Source organism: Rhodanobacter lycopersici (genome assembly GCF_040812335.1).
GTDB lineage: Bacteria > Pseudomonadota > Gammaproteobacteria > Xanthomonadales > Rhodanobacteraceae > Rhodanobacter_A > Rhodanobacter_A lycopersici.
The window spans coordinates 775,919-792,489 of the sequence record NZ_JBFOHK010000002.1 but is presented as its reverse complement, the minus strand read 5'-3'; the positions used below and the strand labels follow the sequence as shown (position 1 = coordinate 792,489).

Sequence of the window (16,571 nt, the reverse complement as noted above, 5' to 3'; positions counted from 1 at the left end):
GCCCGGGAAGGCGGTGGGCCGCCGCACCATTCACTCGATGACGAAGCGCGCCGCCTCGCCGCCACGTACCGCGCTGGTCACCAGACGCTTGTCGAACGTGGCCAGTCGACCACCGTGCTTCACGGCGAGCGCCAGCAGATACGTGTCGGTGACCTGGCTGGACGACAGCAGGCGGGCGCGATCGACGAGCGGCGAATCCAGCAGGCTGAGGTTGGCCGGCCACCAGACATGCCCCGGCTGGCCGCACAGTTCCGCCAGCAGTTCCGCGGCGAGCGCAACGGAGGCGACCGCGTTGCCATAACGCGGATGCGACATGATGCGCAACGCGCCGTTCTGGGTGAGGTTGCAGCTGGCCCACGACTTCCGCGCCGTGGCGAACCACGCATGCGCCGCCGCGTGATGTGCGTGCGTCGGGTCGAGCAAGGCGAGCAGGACGTTGACATCCAGCAGCCATGTCGCCGCCTGTCCGGGCCATGGCGCGCGCGGTTCGCGCACGCCCGAGCCGGCCTTGCGGCTCACGGCGACCACGGTGCGTCGTCGCGCAGCGCGTTGATCTGTTCGAGCGTCATCGGCTTCGCATCCAGGCGCACCGGCATCAGGCGAATCCCGTTGCGGAATTGCGGCGCGGCGGCGGGCGCCAGTCCTTTGCGGGCCAGCTCCGACACCACCTCGCCCAGCGTGCGGCCCTGCTGCTCCGCCAAGGCGCGCGCAGCGGCCAGCACGTCTTCATCCAGTTGCAGGGTGGTACGCACGATCGACGCTCCTGGCGGCCACACCGCACTGCGGCCGACATCAAGCATCACGCATCACGCATCACTCGTCAAGCCGCCCTGCCAGCCAATCTCCTGGGTCAAGGGCAACCACAGGCGCGCCACGGCGCCGCGCGCATCCTCGCGCGCGGTGAGCGTCACCCCGCCCTCGTGCGCCTCGGCGATCTGCCGGACCAGCGCGAGGCCAATACCGGAACCGCCAGGCTTGGTGGTGAAAAACGGCACGAACAGGTTCTCGCTAGGCGGCGGGCCGGGGCCGTCGTCCACCACTTCGATCACGGCACGCTCACCGTCACGGCGCCAGCGCAGGCACACGTTGCCATCCGGCAGCGAGGCTTCCACCGCGTTGCGCAGCAGGTTGATCAACGCCTGTTCGAGCTGGTCGGGATCGACCTGCACGCTCAGCGGCTCGCCGGCCTCGACCGCAATCGTCAGCCGCTGTTCCAGCTTCGTCACCTTGGCCGCCAGCGCAGACAGTTCCACCGCACGCGGTTGCGGCGGTGGCAGGCGTGCCAGCCTGCTGTAGCTGGAGAGGAAGCGCCCCAGCGCCTCGGCGCGGTGGCCGATCAGTTCCAGCCCGCCGCGGAAATCCTCGCGCCAGTCCTCGGGCAGCGGGTCGCGCGCGGCCAGCGTGGCCAGCGTGCCGGCCATCGACTGGATCGGCGCCAGCGAGTTGTTGACCTCGTGGCCCAGCACGCGCAGCAGGCGCTGCCACGCCGCGCGTTCCTCTTCGCGCAACACGCGGCCCACGTCGTTGACCACCAGCAACTGGCCGCCGCGGCCGCCGCTGCGCAGCGCGGCGTGGCGGATATCGAAGCGCCCGCTGCGCCCCGGGAACACGTGCGTGAGCAGGCGTGCGGCCGGCCCTTCCAGCAACGGAGCCAGGCCGAGTTCCGCGGCGCTCAGGCCGAACAGGCGATGGCGCTCGGCATCCAGCAGGCGCTGCGCAGCCGGGTTGAGCAAGCGCAGCCGATGGCCCTCGTCGAACACGAACACTGCGCTGTCCAGCGCCGCCAGCGTCTTGCCCAGCAGGTACGAGGATTCCTCGAACTCCAGCCGCTCGTGCTGCAGCCGTTCGGCCAACGCGTTGATGTCGTAGATCGCATCGCCCAGCACGCCACCCTGCACGCCGCGCAGGCTGTAGTCGCCCTGGCGCAATGCTTCCAGCAGGCCCGACAGCGTGTACAGCGGGAACACCACGCGCCGGTACTGCCAGCGGGCGAGCAGCAAGGTGGCGGCAATGGCGATGGCGATGCACGTCCAGCGCAACGACTCGTCCCATGGCATCCAGGCAAGCGCCAGCGCGACGAGCAGGGCCGGAACCGCCACCAGCAGGCCGCCGAGCAACACGCGCCGTTCGAAACGCGGCATGCGGCCGGCGCGCTGCGCGGAGTGCTCAGTCGGCATCGACGGCCGCGTCGCGCAGGTCGTGCTTGTCCAGCCGCCGGTACAGCGACTGCCGGGTAATGCCCAGCGCGTCGGCGGCGCGCTGCAGGTTGCCGTCGAAGCGTTCCAGCGCGCGCTGCACCAGATGCGCCTCGGCCTGCTCCAGCGTCATGCCGTCGAGGGCCGTCGCCGGCTGCGCCGCAGCCTCGCCGAAAGCCAGCGCGGCCGCGCCTACTTCGTCGTGCTCGGCAAGCAGCGCGGCGCGTTCCATCAGGTGCTGCAGTTCGCGCACGTTGCCGGGCCAGCGCCACGCCGTCAGCGCACGCTCGGCCGAAGGCGCCAGCCGCAAGCCGTCGCGGCCATAGCGATGCGCGTTGCGCGCGAGGAAGCTGCGCGCCAGCGGCAGGATGTCCTCCACGCGATCGCGCAGCGGCGGCAGGCGCACTTCCAGCGTGTTGAGGCGATAGAGCAGATCCTTGCGGAAGCGGCCCGCGGCCACCTCGGCGGCGAGATCCGCATTGGTGGCCGAGACCAGCCGCACGTCCGTCTTCTGCGTGCGCGAGGAACCCAGCCGCTCGAACTCGCCGTCCTCCAGCACGCGCAACAGTTTCGGCTGCTGCGCGGCAGGCACGTTGCCCACCTCGTCGAGGAACAGCGTGCCGCCGTCGGCCAGCTCGAAGCGGCCGATGCGCTCGCTCTTGGCGTCGGTGTAGGCGCCGCGCACGTGGCCGAACATCTCCGACTCGAACACGCTCTCGGCGATGCCGCCCATGTTCACCTTGACCAGCGAATGCGCCGCGCGCGGCGAGCGCTGGTGCAGCAGTTGCGCGACCACGCCCTTGCCGGTGCCGTTCTCGCCCAGCACCAGCACGTTGGCGTCGCTGGCGGCGACACGCTCCACCAGCGCCAGCACGCGGCGCATCGCCGGCGACTCGGCGATGAAATCCTCGCCAGCCTCGCCGCGCAACAGCGCGTTCTCCGCCTCCAGCCGGCGCTGCCTGCGCGCGCCTTCGGCCAGCGCGACCTGCGCGCGCAGCACGCTGACCAGGCGCGCGTTGTCCCACGGCTTCTCGACGAAATCGGCGGCGCCGCGGCGCATCGCCTCCACCGTCAACGGCACATTGCCCCACGCCGTCATCACCACCACCGGCAGCTCGGGCGCAAGCTGGCGCAGACGTTCCAGCAGGTCCAGCCCCTCCTCGCCCGAGGTGGTGTCGCGCGAGTAGTTGCAGTCGATCAGCGCGCAGGCGAACTCGCGCTTGCGCACGGCCTCGACTGCTGCGGCCGGATCGGCCACGCCGACGCTGGCGATGCCCTCGGCCTTCAGCAGCAGACGCAGCGCCTCGCGCACGTCGGCCTGGTCGTCGGCGATCAGCACCGCGGATTTCGAATCGATGCCCATGCGTCAATACCCGGCTTCTTTCTGGTGCCGGAATGCCAGCACGTAGGTGGCATCCTCGTCCGGCACATGGCGATACAGGGCCACGTAGCCGGAATCCCCGAACGCAATCACCAGCTCACGCAGCTCCGGCGCATCGGGCAAGGGCCGACCGATGACCGGCGCCGATTCCAGCAACAGCAGTTGTTGTGCGATAGCCTGCGCGGCGCGGCGGGAAGCTTCCGGTGCCTTGCCCGCAAGGAAGCCGCGACAACGCTCCAGCCCCGCCAGCGCGGCCTCCGTGACGATTACCCGTGGCACTCGGGCGCCGCCTTTTCATCATCGGTGCCCCACGTGGCCAGCCATGCACGCGCCTCCTGCCCCGTCACATGACGCCCCGTCTCCCGGTACGCCTGCCACGAAGCCAGCGCCTCTTTCCGGAAACTCTCGCGTGCCTCCTCGCGTTCGACGTACTGCTGGATGGCCTCGCGCATGATCCAGTGTGCCGAGCGCTGGCGCAGGCTCGCGAGGTGCTGGATGCGCTCCTTCAAGTCGTCGTCGATTTTCACCGAACTGGCCATGGCCATCTCCGAGTATGCAAAGGTATTACCTGAGAATACCCCATCCTTGTGGCCGCCGCCTGACCGTGACGCCAACTCATTCATAGCGCAACGCGACCGCCGGATCGACGCGCAGCGCGCGCAGCAGCGGCACCAGCGCGGCGAACGCGGAAACGCCGACCACCAGCAGCAGCACCGTCGCGAACACCATCGGATCGTGCGCGCGCGTGTGCAGGCCCGGGTCGGCCAGCGCCTTCGACCCCGGCACCGCCAGCACGAAGCCGACGCCCAGCCCAAGCCCGAGCTGCCACGCCAGCTGCCGCGCCACCGTGCGCACGATGGCGCCATGCCCGGCGCCGATCGCGCGGCGGATGCCGAGCTCGCGCGTGCGTTGCGCCACCGAGAACGCCAGCACGCCGTACAGACCCGCGCCGGCCAGCAGCAGGGCGACCACTCCCAGTGCCGCGAACACCTCGGTCAACACCAGCAGCCTGACGCGCGATATCGCCATCGCCCTGGCCTGGCTGTACATCGCGTGGACGGCCACTTGCGGGTCCACCTCGCGCACCACGGCGGTCAGTTGCCGCACATAGGTTTCCGCGTCGGCATGCGTGCGCACCGCCAGCCCCATGCCGCGGCGCAGCGGCCCCTGGTTCGCCGACTGCTCCAGCGGCAGCAGCAGGCCGGGCAGCGGCCTTACCAGTTCGCTGTCCAGTTGCAACGGCTCGACCACGCCGACGACGGTCAGCGCGCGGGCCTGCATGCGGCCCGGCCACAACACCAGCTTGCGGCCCAGCGCATCGCCGTGCGGCCACATCGCCTCGGCCAGCTTGGCGTCGACCACGGCCACCGGCGTGCTGTCCGCACGATCGCGTGCATCGAAGAAGCGCCCCGCGCGCAGGCGTACGCCATAGGTGGCGAGGAAATGCGGATCGACGATGCCCATCTGCACCCGCGGCCAGCCGTCGGACGGCTGCGGCTGGCCCGGCAGCGACACGTCCTCGTGGCTACCCAATGCGGCGCTCGGGATAGTGTCCGAAGCGGATGCATCGATCACGGCGGGGTCGCTGCGCAGACGCTCGACCACGGTATCCAGCAAACGGATGCGCTGCACATCGTCCGCATAGCGCGCCGACGGCAACTCCACGTCCGCGGTGAGCACCTGCGCGGCATGCGCGGCGCCCACCGAACGCTCCGCCAGCAGGCCGCCCAGCGCCCGCACGAACGTGCCCGCACCCACCAGCAACACCACGGTCAGCACCACCTCGGCCACCACCAGCACCTTCGCCACCTGGGCGAAACCGCTGCCGGAACCCTTGCTGCCGTCGCGCAGCGCGTCCTGCAGGTCGGCGCGTGCAGCACGCCAGGCGGGCACCAGCCCGGCCAGCGCGGTGCACAGCACGGCCACACTGAAGCCGAACAGCAGCACCCGGCCGTCGATGCCGAAACGCAGGAACATGTCCGGCGGATCGTCGCGGGCGACGAACACGCCGATCAACCAGCGGTTGCCTAACTGCATGATCGGCACGGCCAGCGCCAGCGCCGCCACGCTGAGCAGCAGGCTTTCCGCCAGCACGCCCAGCATCAGGCGTGCGCGGCCACCGCCCAGCGCGCTGCGCAGGGCCAGTTCACGGCGCCGGTTCAGGGTCTGCACCAGTTGCAGGTTCGCCACGTTGACGCAGGCCAGCAGCAGCACCAGCGCGGTGGCGCCGAACATCATCCACACCCAGCCGCGGATGTTCTCGGGAATGAAACTCACAGCCAGCGGCTTGACCGTCAGCGACGGCCCGCGCTGCTCCATCGGCATGGCGAGCTGCATCGCATCCGCCCGCGCGGCGAGTTCCGCGCGCGCCTGCGCCAGGTCGACGGCCGGCAGCAATCGGGCCACGCCGTGGATGTCGAGATACTGCTGCTGTTTCAGCCGCAGCGGCATCCACAACCGGCTGGCCTGCGGAAAACCGAAATCCGCGGGCAACACGCCGATCACCGTGGCCGGCTCGCCGTCCACCTGCACCGCGCTCCCCACGATGCGCGGATCGGCATGGAAATCGTGCCGCCACAGCGACTCGCCCAGCAGCACCACGGGCGCCCCGCCCGGCACCTCGTCGGAGGCAATGAAGCCGCGGCCGAGGATCGGCTTCACGCCCAGCAGTTCCATCATCGAGGCGGTGAGCAGGGCGCCGCGCGAATAATTCGCGCCGCCGCCGCTGTCCAGGTTGAAGCCGGTGGTGGCGTAGGCACCGAGCGCATCCACGCTGCGCAGATGCCCCTGCAACTGCAGGTACTGCTCGCTGTCGATATCGCCGATGCCGTTGCCGTCGAACGACTGCTCGCCGATCGCCACCAGCCGGTCCGCCCGCGGAAACGGCAGCGGCCGCAGGATCATCGTGTTGACCAGGCCGAACAGGAACAGCACCACGCCCAGGCCCACGCCCAGCATGCCCACCGACAACAAGGCATAACCTGGCCGCCGCATCAGTCGCCGCCACGCTTCGCGGAATTCGCGCACGATCACCATCGTCATTCCCCCCTCAAGGCGCGCATCGGCGGCACGCGCGCCGCGCGCATGGCCGGCAACAGGCAGGCCAGCAAACCGGCCGCGGCGAGCACCGCGCACACCGCCAGTACAACCGGCAGATCGAACACCGTGCGCTGTATCTGCATCAGCACCGCGCCGAGCATCCCCGACAACAGCAGCGCGAGAGCAAACCCGGCGGCCAGGCCGACGGCGATCTGCAGCAATCCGCCGCGCAACACGATGCCCGCAAGGCGCGATGGCGACGCCCCCAGGGCCAGGCGTACGCCGAATTCCCGCTCGCGACTGGCTACCGACACTGCCATCACCGCATACATGCCCACTCCGGCCAGCACCAGCGCAAGCGTCGCGAAAACGCCGACCAGCAACAGGTTCATCCGGGTATCGTCGGTGGTGTCGCGGACGATGCGCTGCATGCTCCGCACGTTGGCAACAGGCTGGTTGGGCGCGACCTGCGCGACTGCGGCGGCGAGCGTTCCGCGATAGCTGTCCGGATCGCCGTTGACGCGCAGCGCGAAGCGCAAGGGGTTGCCGCTGCGGTAGACATCGAGCAGGCCGTCCGGCACCTGGGACAACGGCACGTACAGGATGCCGTCCTTGCTGCCCAAGGGGCCGAACGGGCTGATCGTGCCGATCACCCCCACGATGCGGGCGACGAACGGGCGGCCGCCGTCACCGGGCGCGGGCGAGCTGAACTCGATGTTCTTGCCCAGGGCATGGCCGCCATACATGCGCTCGGCCAGCACCTGGTTGATCACCGCCACGCGCTCCGCCCCCTTGCCGTCCGTGACGAGGAAACCCCGCCCCTCGCGCATGCCGATGCCGAACGTCGCGAAATACCCCGGGCCCACGCCGCGGAACTGCGGCGAGTTGGCCAATGGCTCCTCCCCGGGCGCACGGATGTTGCCCAGGTAGAAGTTCTGCGAATAGTCGCCTGCCGGCAGGCCGGTGCCGACCGTGGCCTGCGCCACGCCAGGCTGCGCGCGGAATCGTTCCAGCAGCCTCCGGTCCAGCTCCTGCACCGAAGCCGCATCGGGGTAATTCGTCCGCACCGGCGCCAGGTCGAAGGTCAGCACGCCCTGGCTATCGAAACCCAGGGGCGCATGCGCCGCGTCGTAGAGCGCATGCAGGAACAGCCCCGCCATGCACAGCAGGCATGCCGCGATCGCCACCTGCGCTGCCACCAGCATGCGGCCCAGCAAGCTGCCGCGCTGCGCCATGCCGCTGCGCCCGCCTTCCCGCAACTCCTCCATGGAAGCCGTCCTGGCCAACCCACGCCATAAACCCAGCGACACGGCCAGCACGGTGCCGGCCAGGCCCAGGCCAAGCGCCGTCAGCACGATCGAGGCGTCGATCGACAGGGGCCGGCCATCCAGCCAATCCGGCGGGATCAGGCCGCGCCCTGCAACCAGGGCGGCGACGGCAAGCACGGCTCCCAGCACCGAACCTCCGAGGCCGACCAGCAGCCCCTCCGCTGCGATCGGCACGGCGCGGCGCTGCCACGATGCCCCCAGCGCATCGCGCACGGCGGCATCGTGACTGCGCGCCAGCATGCGCAGCAACATCAGGTTGGCGAGATTGACCATGGCCAGCAGCAGCACCAGCAGCGCGCTGGCCAGGAACATCGTCAGCACCGGACGCGTCTGGACCTGCAGCGCCGTTCCCAATGCATCGGCCCGAAAACGCTGGCGCGACCAGTAGGCGCTATCGGGGCCGCTCAGTGCGCCGCTGTCCACCAGCATCGCGTGCATCCGCACCTGCAGTTCGCTGCCCACCGAGGCGGCATGGACGCCCGGCGCAAGGCGGGCGACGGCCCGGTAGTTGGGGCCGTCGTCCGTGCTGTTGGCCGGCAACGCCGCGGGCAGCAGCAGGTCGCCCTGGTGCAGCCCGACATGTTCCGGCAACACGCCGACGATGGCGTAAGACACGCCTTCGATCGACATCGTGCGCCCCACCGCGCCCGGATCGCCGCCATAACGGCGCATCCAGAATCCGTGGCTCAGGATGACCGCCTTCGGGCCATTCGGCTGGTCCTCCTGCACCGTGAAGTTGCGCCCGAGCGACAGCCGGACACCCAGGGTCGGCAGCAGTCCGCGGTCCGCATACAAGGCCGGGACCAGCTCGGGCTCGCCGCCGCCGGCAATATTCAGCGAGGCCGGAAAGCGCGTGAGCAGGCCCATGGACTGCACGCCCTGCAACGATTGCGCATGCTGGTACTCCTGCGGCGATATCCAGTAGGCGACGCCGAACTTCTCCATGCCCAGCTGCACGAGCCGCGAGGGCTGCGGATACGGCAATGGCTCGAGCAATACCCGGTCGATCAGGGTCAGCACCGTCGTGCTGGCGCCCACCCCCAGCGCCAGCACGGCGGTCGCCAGCAGCACGAAGCCCGGCTTGCGCAGGCCCGCCCGCCAGGTCCGCCATATCTCCTCGAACCAGATCGTCATGCGTGCATCCTCTTGTGCGGGTTTCGCGCTGCATCGACCCGGCAGCGCACTCGTCCCTTCGTGGTTCCAGCCATCGCCCTACTCTCCCCGCAAGGCGCGCATCGGCGCCACGCGCGATGCGCGCAGGGCCGGCAGCAGACAGGCGAGCAGGCCCGCGACGGCCAGCACCACACACACGCCGCCCAGCGCCACCGGATCGAACGTGCTGTCGAACCCCGACAGCGGCACGAGCAGTTGCGCCAGCCAGCGCGAAACGCCGAGCACGATCGCGATGCCGACCGTCAAGCCGATCGCGATCTGCACTATCCCGCTGCGCAGCACCTGCCACATCAGGCGCGCCGGCGCCGCGCCAAGGGCCATCCGCACGCCGAACTCGCGCTCGCGCGCGGCGACCGCCACGGCCATCACCGCGTACATCCCGGCCATCGCCAGCAACAGCGCCAAGGCAGCGAACGCACCGACCAGCAGCAAGGTCCGGTGCGTGGCGGCCGTGGTCGAGCGCACGATCCGGTCCATCGTGCGGAAACCGGAGATCGGCTGGTTGGGCGCAACCTGTGCCACCGCCGCACGCACCGCGGTGCGCCACTGGCCGGGATCGCCGTGGCCGCGCAGGACGAAGCGCATGGGCATGAAATAACGGATGAAGTCCAGGTCACTGTCCGGGATCTGCGCCAACGGTACGTAGACGATGCCGGGGGCCGGTTGCAGCGGACCCGACTGGCGCGTATCGGCGACGATCCCCACGATGCGCGCCGACCGACCGTCGTCCTCCTGGATCATCTCGCCCAGCGCATGACCGCCGTACAACTGCTCGGCCAAGGTGCGATTGACCACCGCGACCTGCTCGCCGCCACGCACGTCGTCGCGCGTGAAGGCACGCCCGCGCAGGACAGCCATGTCGAACAGGCCGAAATACCCCGGGCCAATGCCGAAGTAGTCCATGTCCACGGGCTGGCCGCCCGGACCGTGCACATTCGTGTTGAACGCCTGGCCGGGTCCTGTCGGCAGGTTGGTGGTGACTGTGGCGGCGGTCACGCCGGGGATCGCCTCCAGGCGGCGCACCAGTCTCTCGGAGAACGCATTCACCGACTGCGCATCGGGGTAATCGGTCCGTACCGGCGCCAGATCGAAGACGAGCATGTCCGCGCTTGAAAACCCGAGCGGCGTCCCCGCGGCCTTGTACAACCCATGCAGCAGCAAGCCGCTGCCGCACAGCAACACCGTCGCCAGGAGCAACTGCGCAACGACCAGCAAGCGGCCAAGCCGGCCGCCATGCCGATCAAGCCCGTTGCGTCCGCCTTCGCGCAGGGCTTCGCCGGCAACCGTCGCCCGGCTGCGCCAGACACCGAATGCGGCCGCGGACACGGCGACCACGACGGCGACGGCCGCCGCCGACAAGCCTGTCCACCACGGCATGCGGATACCGCCACTTGGCAACCAGTCCGCCGATACCGTGGCCTGCAGCGCGTGAAGGCCCATCCACGCCAGCGCCGTACCGGCCAGCGCACCGGTGATGCCGACCAACAGGCCCTCCGCCAGCGACGGCAACACCAGCCGCAACCGCGATGCGCCCAACGCGCCGCGCACCGCGCCGTCGTGCGCGCGCGACAGCGAACGCAACAGCATCAGGTTGACCAGGTTGACCAGGGCCGTCAGCAACACGAACAGGGCGCAGGCCATGAACAGCATCAACGCGGAGTGCGCATCCGCGTGCTGCCACGCCGTGATCGGTTGTGCGCCGAACCGCACGCCCCGCCAGTTATCGACATACCTGGCACCCATCACGGCATACATGGCATGCAGGTGCGTATCCATCGCGGCCGCCACGGCCTGCCGGCTTGCTCCTGCGCCGAGCCGCACCACCGCAATATCGTTGAGACCGTCAGCCGTGCTGTGCGGCGGAAGCGCCAATGGCAGCGCCACGTCACCGCTGAAGGTCAGGCTGTCAAAGGACTTCGGCAACACGCCGACGATGGTATAGCCGATACCCTCGACACTCAGCGTCTGCCCCAACACCCCGGGATTGCCGCCGTAGCGGCGTTGCCAGAACCCGTAGCCGAGCATGACCGCATGCGGCCCGTGCGGCGCGTCCTCCTGCGCCGTGAAGTTGCGCCCGAGCAACGGATGCAGGCCCAGGGTCGGCAGCATGCCTTGATCGATATAGGCGGCCGACACCACCTCCGGGCGATCGCCGCCGGTAAGGTTGACATTCGGCTTGGAAAACAGCATCAGCCCCGTCGACTCGATGCCCTTGAGCGGCGTCAGGTGCTGATACTGCAGCGGCGACACGATGCGCTGCCCCTCGAACAGCGGCCCCACCACCATCACGCGCGCCGCATCGGGAATCGGCAACGGCTGCATCAGCACCTGGCCGATCAACGTGGCCACCCCCACGCTGGCGCCGATGCCCAGCGCCAGCACGCCGCTGGCCAGCAGCAGGAAGCCGGGGCGGCGCAGGCTGGCGCGCCAGGCACGCAAGATTTCCGTAAGCCAAACGTTCATGCGCGAGCCTCCCCTTCCATAGCTTCATTCCCCACGCAGGGCACGCATCGGCGCCGTTCGACCGGCGCGCATCGCTGGAGCCAGACAAGCCAGCACACCGGCGCAGGCAAGCACGGCGCAGGCGACGAGGACAGCCCAGGGATCGAACACGCTGCGCCCCAACTGCACCACCACCGCGCGCAGCACGCCCGATCCGGCCGCACCCAGCACCACGCCTGCCGCAAGGCCCAGCACGATCTGCAACAGGCCACCACGCAACACCAGCAGCAGCAAACGGCGCGGCGATGCGCCCAGTGCGGCGCGCACGCCGAACTCGCGTTCGCGTGCGGCCACCGCCACCGCCATCACTGCGTACATGCCCACGCCGGCCAGCAACAACGCCAGGCCACTCAGCAGGCCGACCAACATGAGGTTGAATTCCGTGTCGGTGGTGATGTCGTGTACCACCCACGCCATGCTGCGCACGTGGCTGATCGGCTGCTCGGGCGCCACTTCGGCCACCGCCTGCTTCACCGCATCGCGGTAGCCGTCGGGGCTGCCCTGCACCTTGATGGCGAAGCGCAGCGGCTCGTAGGTGCGGAATGCGCGCAATATGCCCTCCGGCATCTGCGCCAGCGGCAGGTAGAGGATGGGCGTCGCCGCATCCGGATCTTCCGGGCCGAACTGCCAGGTGCTGGCCACCACGCCCACGATGCGCGCCGACAGCATGTCCGCACCCGAACCGCGCTGGATGATCTGGCCCAGTGCGCGGCCGTGGTAGTGCTGGTCGGCGAATTTCCGGTTGACGATGGCCACCGCCTCGCCGCCCCGCACATCGGTATCGGCGAACAGGCGACCCTGCAGCAGGCGTATGCCGAATACCCCGAAGAAGCCCGGGTCGGCCGCATGCAGCTGCGAGCTGAAATCCTCGCCACCCGGCACATGCATGTTCATCCGCCACTGGCCACTGAAATCGCCTGCCGGCAGATTGGTGCCCGCCGCGGCCTGACGCACACCGGGGATCTGGCGCAGGCGTTCGACCAGCCGCTGCGACAAGAGCTGCACGGAAGCGGCGTCGGGATAGGTCGCCTTGACCGGCGCGAGTTCGAAGGTGAGCACGCCGCGCGCATCGAAGCCGAGGTCCACCTTCGCGTTGTCGAGCAGGGTGCGCAGGAACACGCCGGCCGCGCAAAGCAGCAGCGAGGCCAGCGCCACCTGGGCAATCACCAACACGCGACCCAGCAGGCCGCTGCGCCGGCTGAAGCCGCTGCGGCCGCCCTCTCGCAGACTGTCTGCCGACAGCGCGGCATAACCGCGCCACAGCCCCAGCAGGGTGGCGACCAGTGCACCGAACAGGCCAACCGCAATGGCCAGCGCCCATGCGGGCCAGCCGAGGCTGAGACCGCCGGGACGCGTCCACTCCACCGCCATCCAGTCGGCCGGCATCCACGTGCGCAATGCCGACAGGCCCAGGGCCGCCAGGGCCTGACCGAGCAACACGCCGATCAGGCCGACCAGTACGCCCTCCGCCATCGAAGGCAATGCCACGCGCCACGGCGAGGCACCGAGCGCACCGCGCACGGCGGCATCGTGGCTGCGCCCCATCGCGCGCAGCATCATCAGGTTGGCGAGGTTGACCAGCGCGATCAGCAACAGCAGCGCTGCGCTGGCCAGCCACATCAGCGAGGCCGCACGCGAACCCTGGTGTTCTTCCGCGCCGAAATCCTGCGCGCCGAAATGCGCCCGCAACCAGTAATCGCTGGCGTATGCCTTGTGGCCTTGCGTCACGTAGAAGGCATGCAGCCGTGTCTGCACTTGCGCAGCCAGCGCCGCGCGGGCAAAACCGGGGGCCAGACGCGCTACCACGGTGTAGTCGGTAGAGTCGTTCGGCGTGTTCGCGCGGAGTGCCACCGGCAAGGCGATCGATGCCTGGCCGAGGTCGAAACCCGCCGGCAACACGCCGACGATGGTGTGCGCAACGCCTTCCACCTGCATCGTCTTTCCGACCACCGCAGGATTGCCGCCGAAGCGGCGCAGCCAGAAGCCGTGATAGAGCAGCACCGCCGGCGGGCCGTTCGGCTGGTCTTCCTGCGCGGTGAAGTTGCGGCCAAGCACAGGCTGCACGCGCAGCGTGGACAGCAGGGTGTGGTCGAATTCCTGCGCTTGCACCTGCACCGGCTCGCCATCGCCAGCGATGTTCGTGGCGAGAGGATCGCTCTTGAAGATGCCGAGCGAATCCGCACCCGGCAAACCAGCCAGTTGCTGGTATTGCTGCGGCGACGCACCCACCACATTGCCTTGCTCGACCTTGCCAAGCGCGACCAGTCGCTGCGGCTCGGGATACGGCATGGGCCGCAGCAGCACGCCATCGATCATGGTGAACACGGCGCTGGCCGAGCCCACGCCCAGCGCCAGCACCCCGGCGGCCAGCAGCAGGAACCCCGGCCTGCGCAGGCTGGCGCGCCATGACTGCCAGATCTCGGTAAGCCAGGTGTTCATGCAGCCGTCTCCACGTGCAAGTGGTCCGTGATGTTTGGCCAAGGCAACGCCCGGCCTGCCGTTGCGGGGTCCATGGGCTAATCCCCCTGCAGGACACGCATGGGCTGGGTCCGGCCCGCGCGCATGGCGGGCACGAGGCAGGCGAGCAGGCCGAAGGCCAGCAACAGCATGCAGACACCGCCCGCGACCCAGGGGCCGAACCTCGCGTCCGACCCGAGCTGCGCGAACGAGGCCTGGAACACGCGCGGGAACACGGCCGCCAGCGCCAGCCCAAGCGCCAGGCCAGCCACGATCTGGGCCATCCCGCCGCGCAGCACCAGCAAAGCCAGTCGCGCGGGCGACGCGCCCAGTGCTGAGCGCACGCCCAGCTCGTGCTCGCGCGCCGCCACCGCGACCGCCATCACCGCATAAAGGCCGGCGCCGGCGAGCAGCAATGCCATCGCCGCAAACACGCCGCAGATCCAGATGCCGGTCTGCGCACCATCCGATGCCTCGTCGAAGATCGAGCGCATGCTGCGCACCTGCGCGATCGGCTGCTGTGGTGCTACCGCGGCAACTATCTCGCGCAAAGCCTTGGCATAGCCGGCGGCATCGCCGCGCACGCGCAAGGCGAAATGCATCGATTCGAGGCTGCGGAAATTGGCCATGACCACATCCGGTATCTGCGCCAGCGGCACGTAAAGCTCCGCTGGCTTCGGACGCGAGTCCTGCTGCGGGTAGGTGTCGTCGACCACGCCCACGATGCGTGCGGTCCACGACTTGCCCGGATGGGCCGCATCGTCCATCTGCACCTGCCGGCCCAATGCCTGCCCGCCATACAGCCGCTCGGCCATGGCCTGCCCGATGATCGCCACCGCTTCGCTGCCTTGCCTGTCGTCCGGCGTGAACAGGCGGCCGCGCTGCAGACGGATGCCGAACAGCCGGAAATAGTCCGGGCCCACGGCGCGATAGAGAACGAACGTCGCCCCGCCGCCCGGCGCATGCGCGGGAATGCCGAAGGAGCCGAGGAAGTCGTCCAGCGGCAGGCTGGTGCTGGCCGCGACGTCGAGCACGCCGGGCAGCTGGCGCATGCGCTCGACCAGGTGCTGCGACAGGGCCGTCACCGCCCGCACATCGGGATAGTCGGCCTGCACCGGAGCCAGCGCAACCGTCGCCACGTTGCTGTAGTCGAAGCCCCACTGCGCGCGCGCATCGTCCCAGGACTTGCGCAGGAAGATCCCGCAGGCACACAGCAGCACCACCGTCAGCATCACCTGCGTGGTCACCATTACACGGTTGACCCGCCCCTGGTAACGGGTGCCGCCACTGCGGCCGCCCTCGCGCAGTTCGTCGAACGAAACGATGGCGCGAGCACGCCACAGGCCCAGCATTGCCGACGCCAGCGTCGCCAGCAGCGACACCAGCACCGCCAGCAGCAGGGTGTGCACGCCCAGGTGCAATTCGCCGCCGGTGACTTCAGCCGGGATAAGACTGCGCAGTACCGCCACGCCCGCCAGCGCCAGCAGCACGCCCAGGGCGGCCCCCAGCAAGCCCACCAGCAGGCTTTCGGCGAGCAGCGGCGCAGCCAGGCGCCAATGGCGCGCGCCCATCGCGCTGCGCACCGCAATGTCGCGCTGCCGTGCCAGCGCGCGTAGCAGCAACAGGTTGGCCTCGTTGACCAGGGCGATCAGCAGCACCAGCAACGCACTGGCCTGGAACAGCTCCAGCACGCGGGCACCCTGCACATGCAGGGCGTCGTGGTAGTCGCTGGCACCGAAGTGTGCGTGTTCGTCATGGCTCGCAGCGGAGCCTGCGACGTCCGCATGCAGTCGCGCCTCGACCTGCGCGCCCACTGCCGCCGTGCTCGTGCCATCGGCGAGGCGGGCGATCGCAAGATAGAGGGGCTCGTCGCCAGTGCCATCGGGCGTCAGCATGGCCGGCAGCACGATGTCGCCCCCGGTGCCCACCGCAACGAAGGTTTCGGGCAGCACGCCGATGATGGTGCGCGGCGTGCCTTCGACTTTCAGGACCTGGCCGATCGCGGCCGGATTGCCCGCGTACTGGCGCTCCCAGAAATCGTGGGTGAGCATGACGACCGGCGGCCCGTGCGGGCTGTCCTCGCCCGCGACGAAATTGCGCCCGAGCTGTGGCCGCATGCCGAGCGTGGGCAGCAGGTCGTGGTCGATGTAGCCCGCCACCACCCGTTGCGGCACGCCCTCGCTCACGATGTTGACCGTGGGCGTGATGAACGCGAGCAGGCCGATCGAGCGCACACCGTCCAGGTCCTGCAACGCCGCGTACTGCCGCATGGAGACCCGTGGCGGCCACCCGGGCTGCAGCCTGCCCACGGCCACCAGCCGCGATGCCTGCGGCAGCGGCAAGGGCTTGAGCAGCACCTGGTCGACCAGGTTGAATGCAACGGCGCTGGCCCCCACGCCCAGCGCCAGCACGCTTGCTGCCAGCAGCAGGAAGCCGGGCCGGCGCAGGCTGGCGCGCCATGCCTGCCAGATTTCGGTGAACAGGATCGTCATCGTC

The 16,571-nt window shown here is 69.6% G+C and carries 11 protein-coding genes; all 11 read right to left on the bottom strand.

All coding sequences use genetic code 11. The annotated features are described in order from the left end of the window. Window positions 1–30: 30 nt before the first annotated feature. The 11 genes from ABQJ54_RS10415 to ABQJ54_RS10365 all read right to left on the bottom strand — a co-directional run bounded on the left by ABQJ54_RS10415 (window position 31) and on the right by ABQJ54_RS10365 (window position 16,567). The gene (locus ABQJ54_RS10415) at window positions 31–519 is read right to left on the bottom strand and encodes a TA system VapC family ribonuclease toxin (protein ID WP_367854224.1); all 489 of its coding nucleotides are present in this window, start codon (window positions 517–519) and stop codon (window positions 31–33) included. Continuing rightward, the gene (locus ABQJ54_RS10410) at window positions 516–752 is read right to left on the bottom strand and encodes a hypothetical protein (RefSeq protein WP_367854223.1); all 237 of its coding nucleotides are present in this window, start codon (window positions 750–752) and stop codon (window positions 516–518) included. Before ABQJ54_RS10410 ends, ABQJ54_RS10415 begins: the two co-directional genes overlap by 4 nt. Window positions 753–806: 54 nt before the next feature. After that, window positions 807–2,177 carry a sensor histidine kinase gene (locus ABQJ54_RS10405; RefSeq protein ID WP_367854222.1) on the bottom strand — a complete coding sequence of 457 codons (1,371 nt, stop codon included), beginning with the start codon at window positions 2,175–2,177 and terminating at the stop codon, window positions 807–809. Further along, the gene (locus tag ABQJ54_RS10400; RefSeq protein ID WP_367854221.1) at window positions 2,167–3,558 is read right to left on the bottom strand and encodes a sigma-54-dependent transcriptional regulator; all 1,392 of its coding nucleotides are present in this window, start codon (window positions 3,556–3,558) and stop codon (window positions 2,167–2,169) included. The genes ABQJ54_RS10405 and ABQJ54_RS10400 overlap by 11 nt, the downstream gene beginning before the upstream one ends. Before the next feature lie 3 nt (window positions 3,559–3,561). Then, window positions 3,562–3,855: a type II toxin-antitoxin system RelE/ParE family toxin gene (locus ABQJ54_RS10395; RefSeq protein WP_437343339.1), complete on the bottom strand. Its 294-nt coding sequence runs from the start codon at window positions 3,853–3,855 to the stop codon at window positions 3,562–3,564. Beyond that, window positions 3,843–4,115 carry a CopG family ribbon-helix-helix protein gene (locus ABQJ54_RS10390; RefSeq protein WP_367854220.1) on the bottom strand — a complete coding sequence of 91 codons (273 nt, stop codon included), beginning with the start codon at window positions 4,113–4,115 and terminating at the stop codon, window positions 3,843–3,845. The genes ABQJ54_RS10395 and ABQJ54_RS10390 overlap by 13 nt, the downstream gene beginning before the upstream one ends. Window positions 4,116–4,191: 76 nt before the next feature. Next, window positions 4,192–6,618 (bottom strand): ADOP family duplicated permease, encoded by a 2,427-nt coding sequence (locus ABQJ54_RS10385; RefSeq protein ID WP_367854219.1) that lies wholly within the window; start codon window positions 6,616–6,618, stop codon window positions 4,192–4,194. Next, entirely contained in the window at window positions 6,615–9,077 is a 2,463-nt protein-coding gene (locus tag ABQJ54_RS10380; RefSeq protein ID WP_367854218.1) for an ABC transporter permease, read from the bottom strand. The genes ABQJ54_RS10385 and ABQJ54_RS10380 overlap by 4 nt, the downstream gene beginning before the upstream one ends. Window positions 9,078–9,155: 78 nt before the next feature. Continuing rightward, the gene (locus tag ABQJ54_RS10375) at window positions 9,156–11,579 is read right to left on the bottom strand and encodes an ABC transporter permease (protein WP_367854217.1); all 2,424 of its coding nucleotides are present in this window, start codon (window positions 11,577–11,579) and stop codon (window positions 9,156–9,158) included. Between the two features lie 24 nt (window positions 11,580–11,603). Next, entirely contained in the window at window positions 11,604–14,057 is a 2,454-nt protein-coding gene (locus ABQJ54_RS10370; RefSeq protein WP_367854216.1) for an ABC transporter permease, read from the bottom strand. A 77-nt stretch (window positions 14,058–14,134) separates the two neighbouring features. Beyond that, complete coding sequence (locus ABQJ54_RS10365) at window positions 14,135–16,567, bottom strand: ABC transporter permease (RefSeq protein WP_367854215.1); 2,433 nt, start codon at window positions 16,565–16,567, stop codon at window positions 14,135–14,137. Window positions 16,568–16,571: the final 4 nt, after the last annotated feature.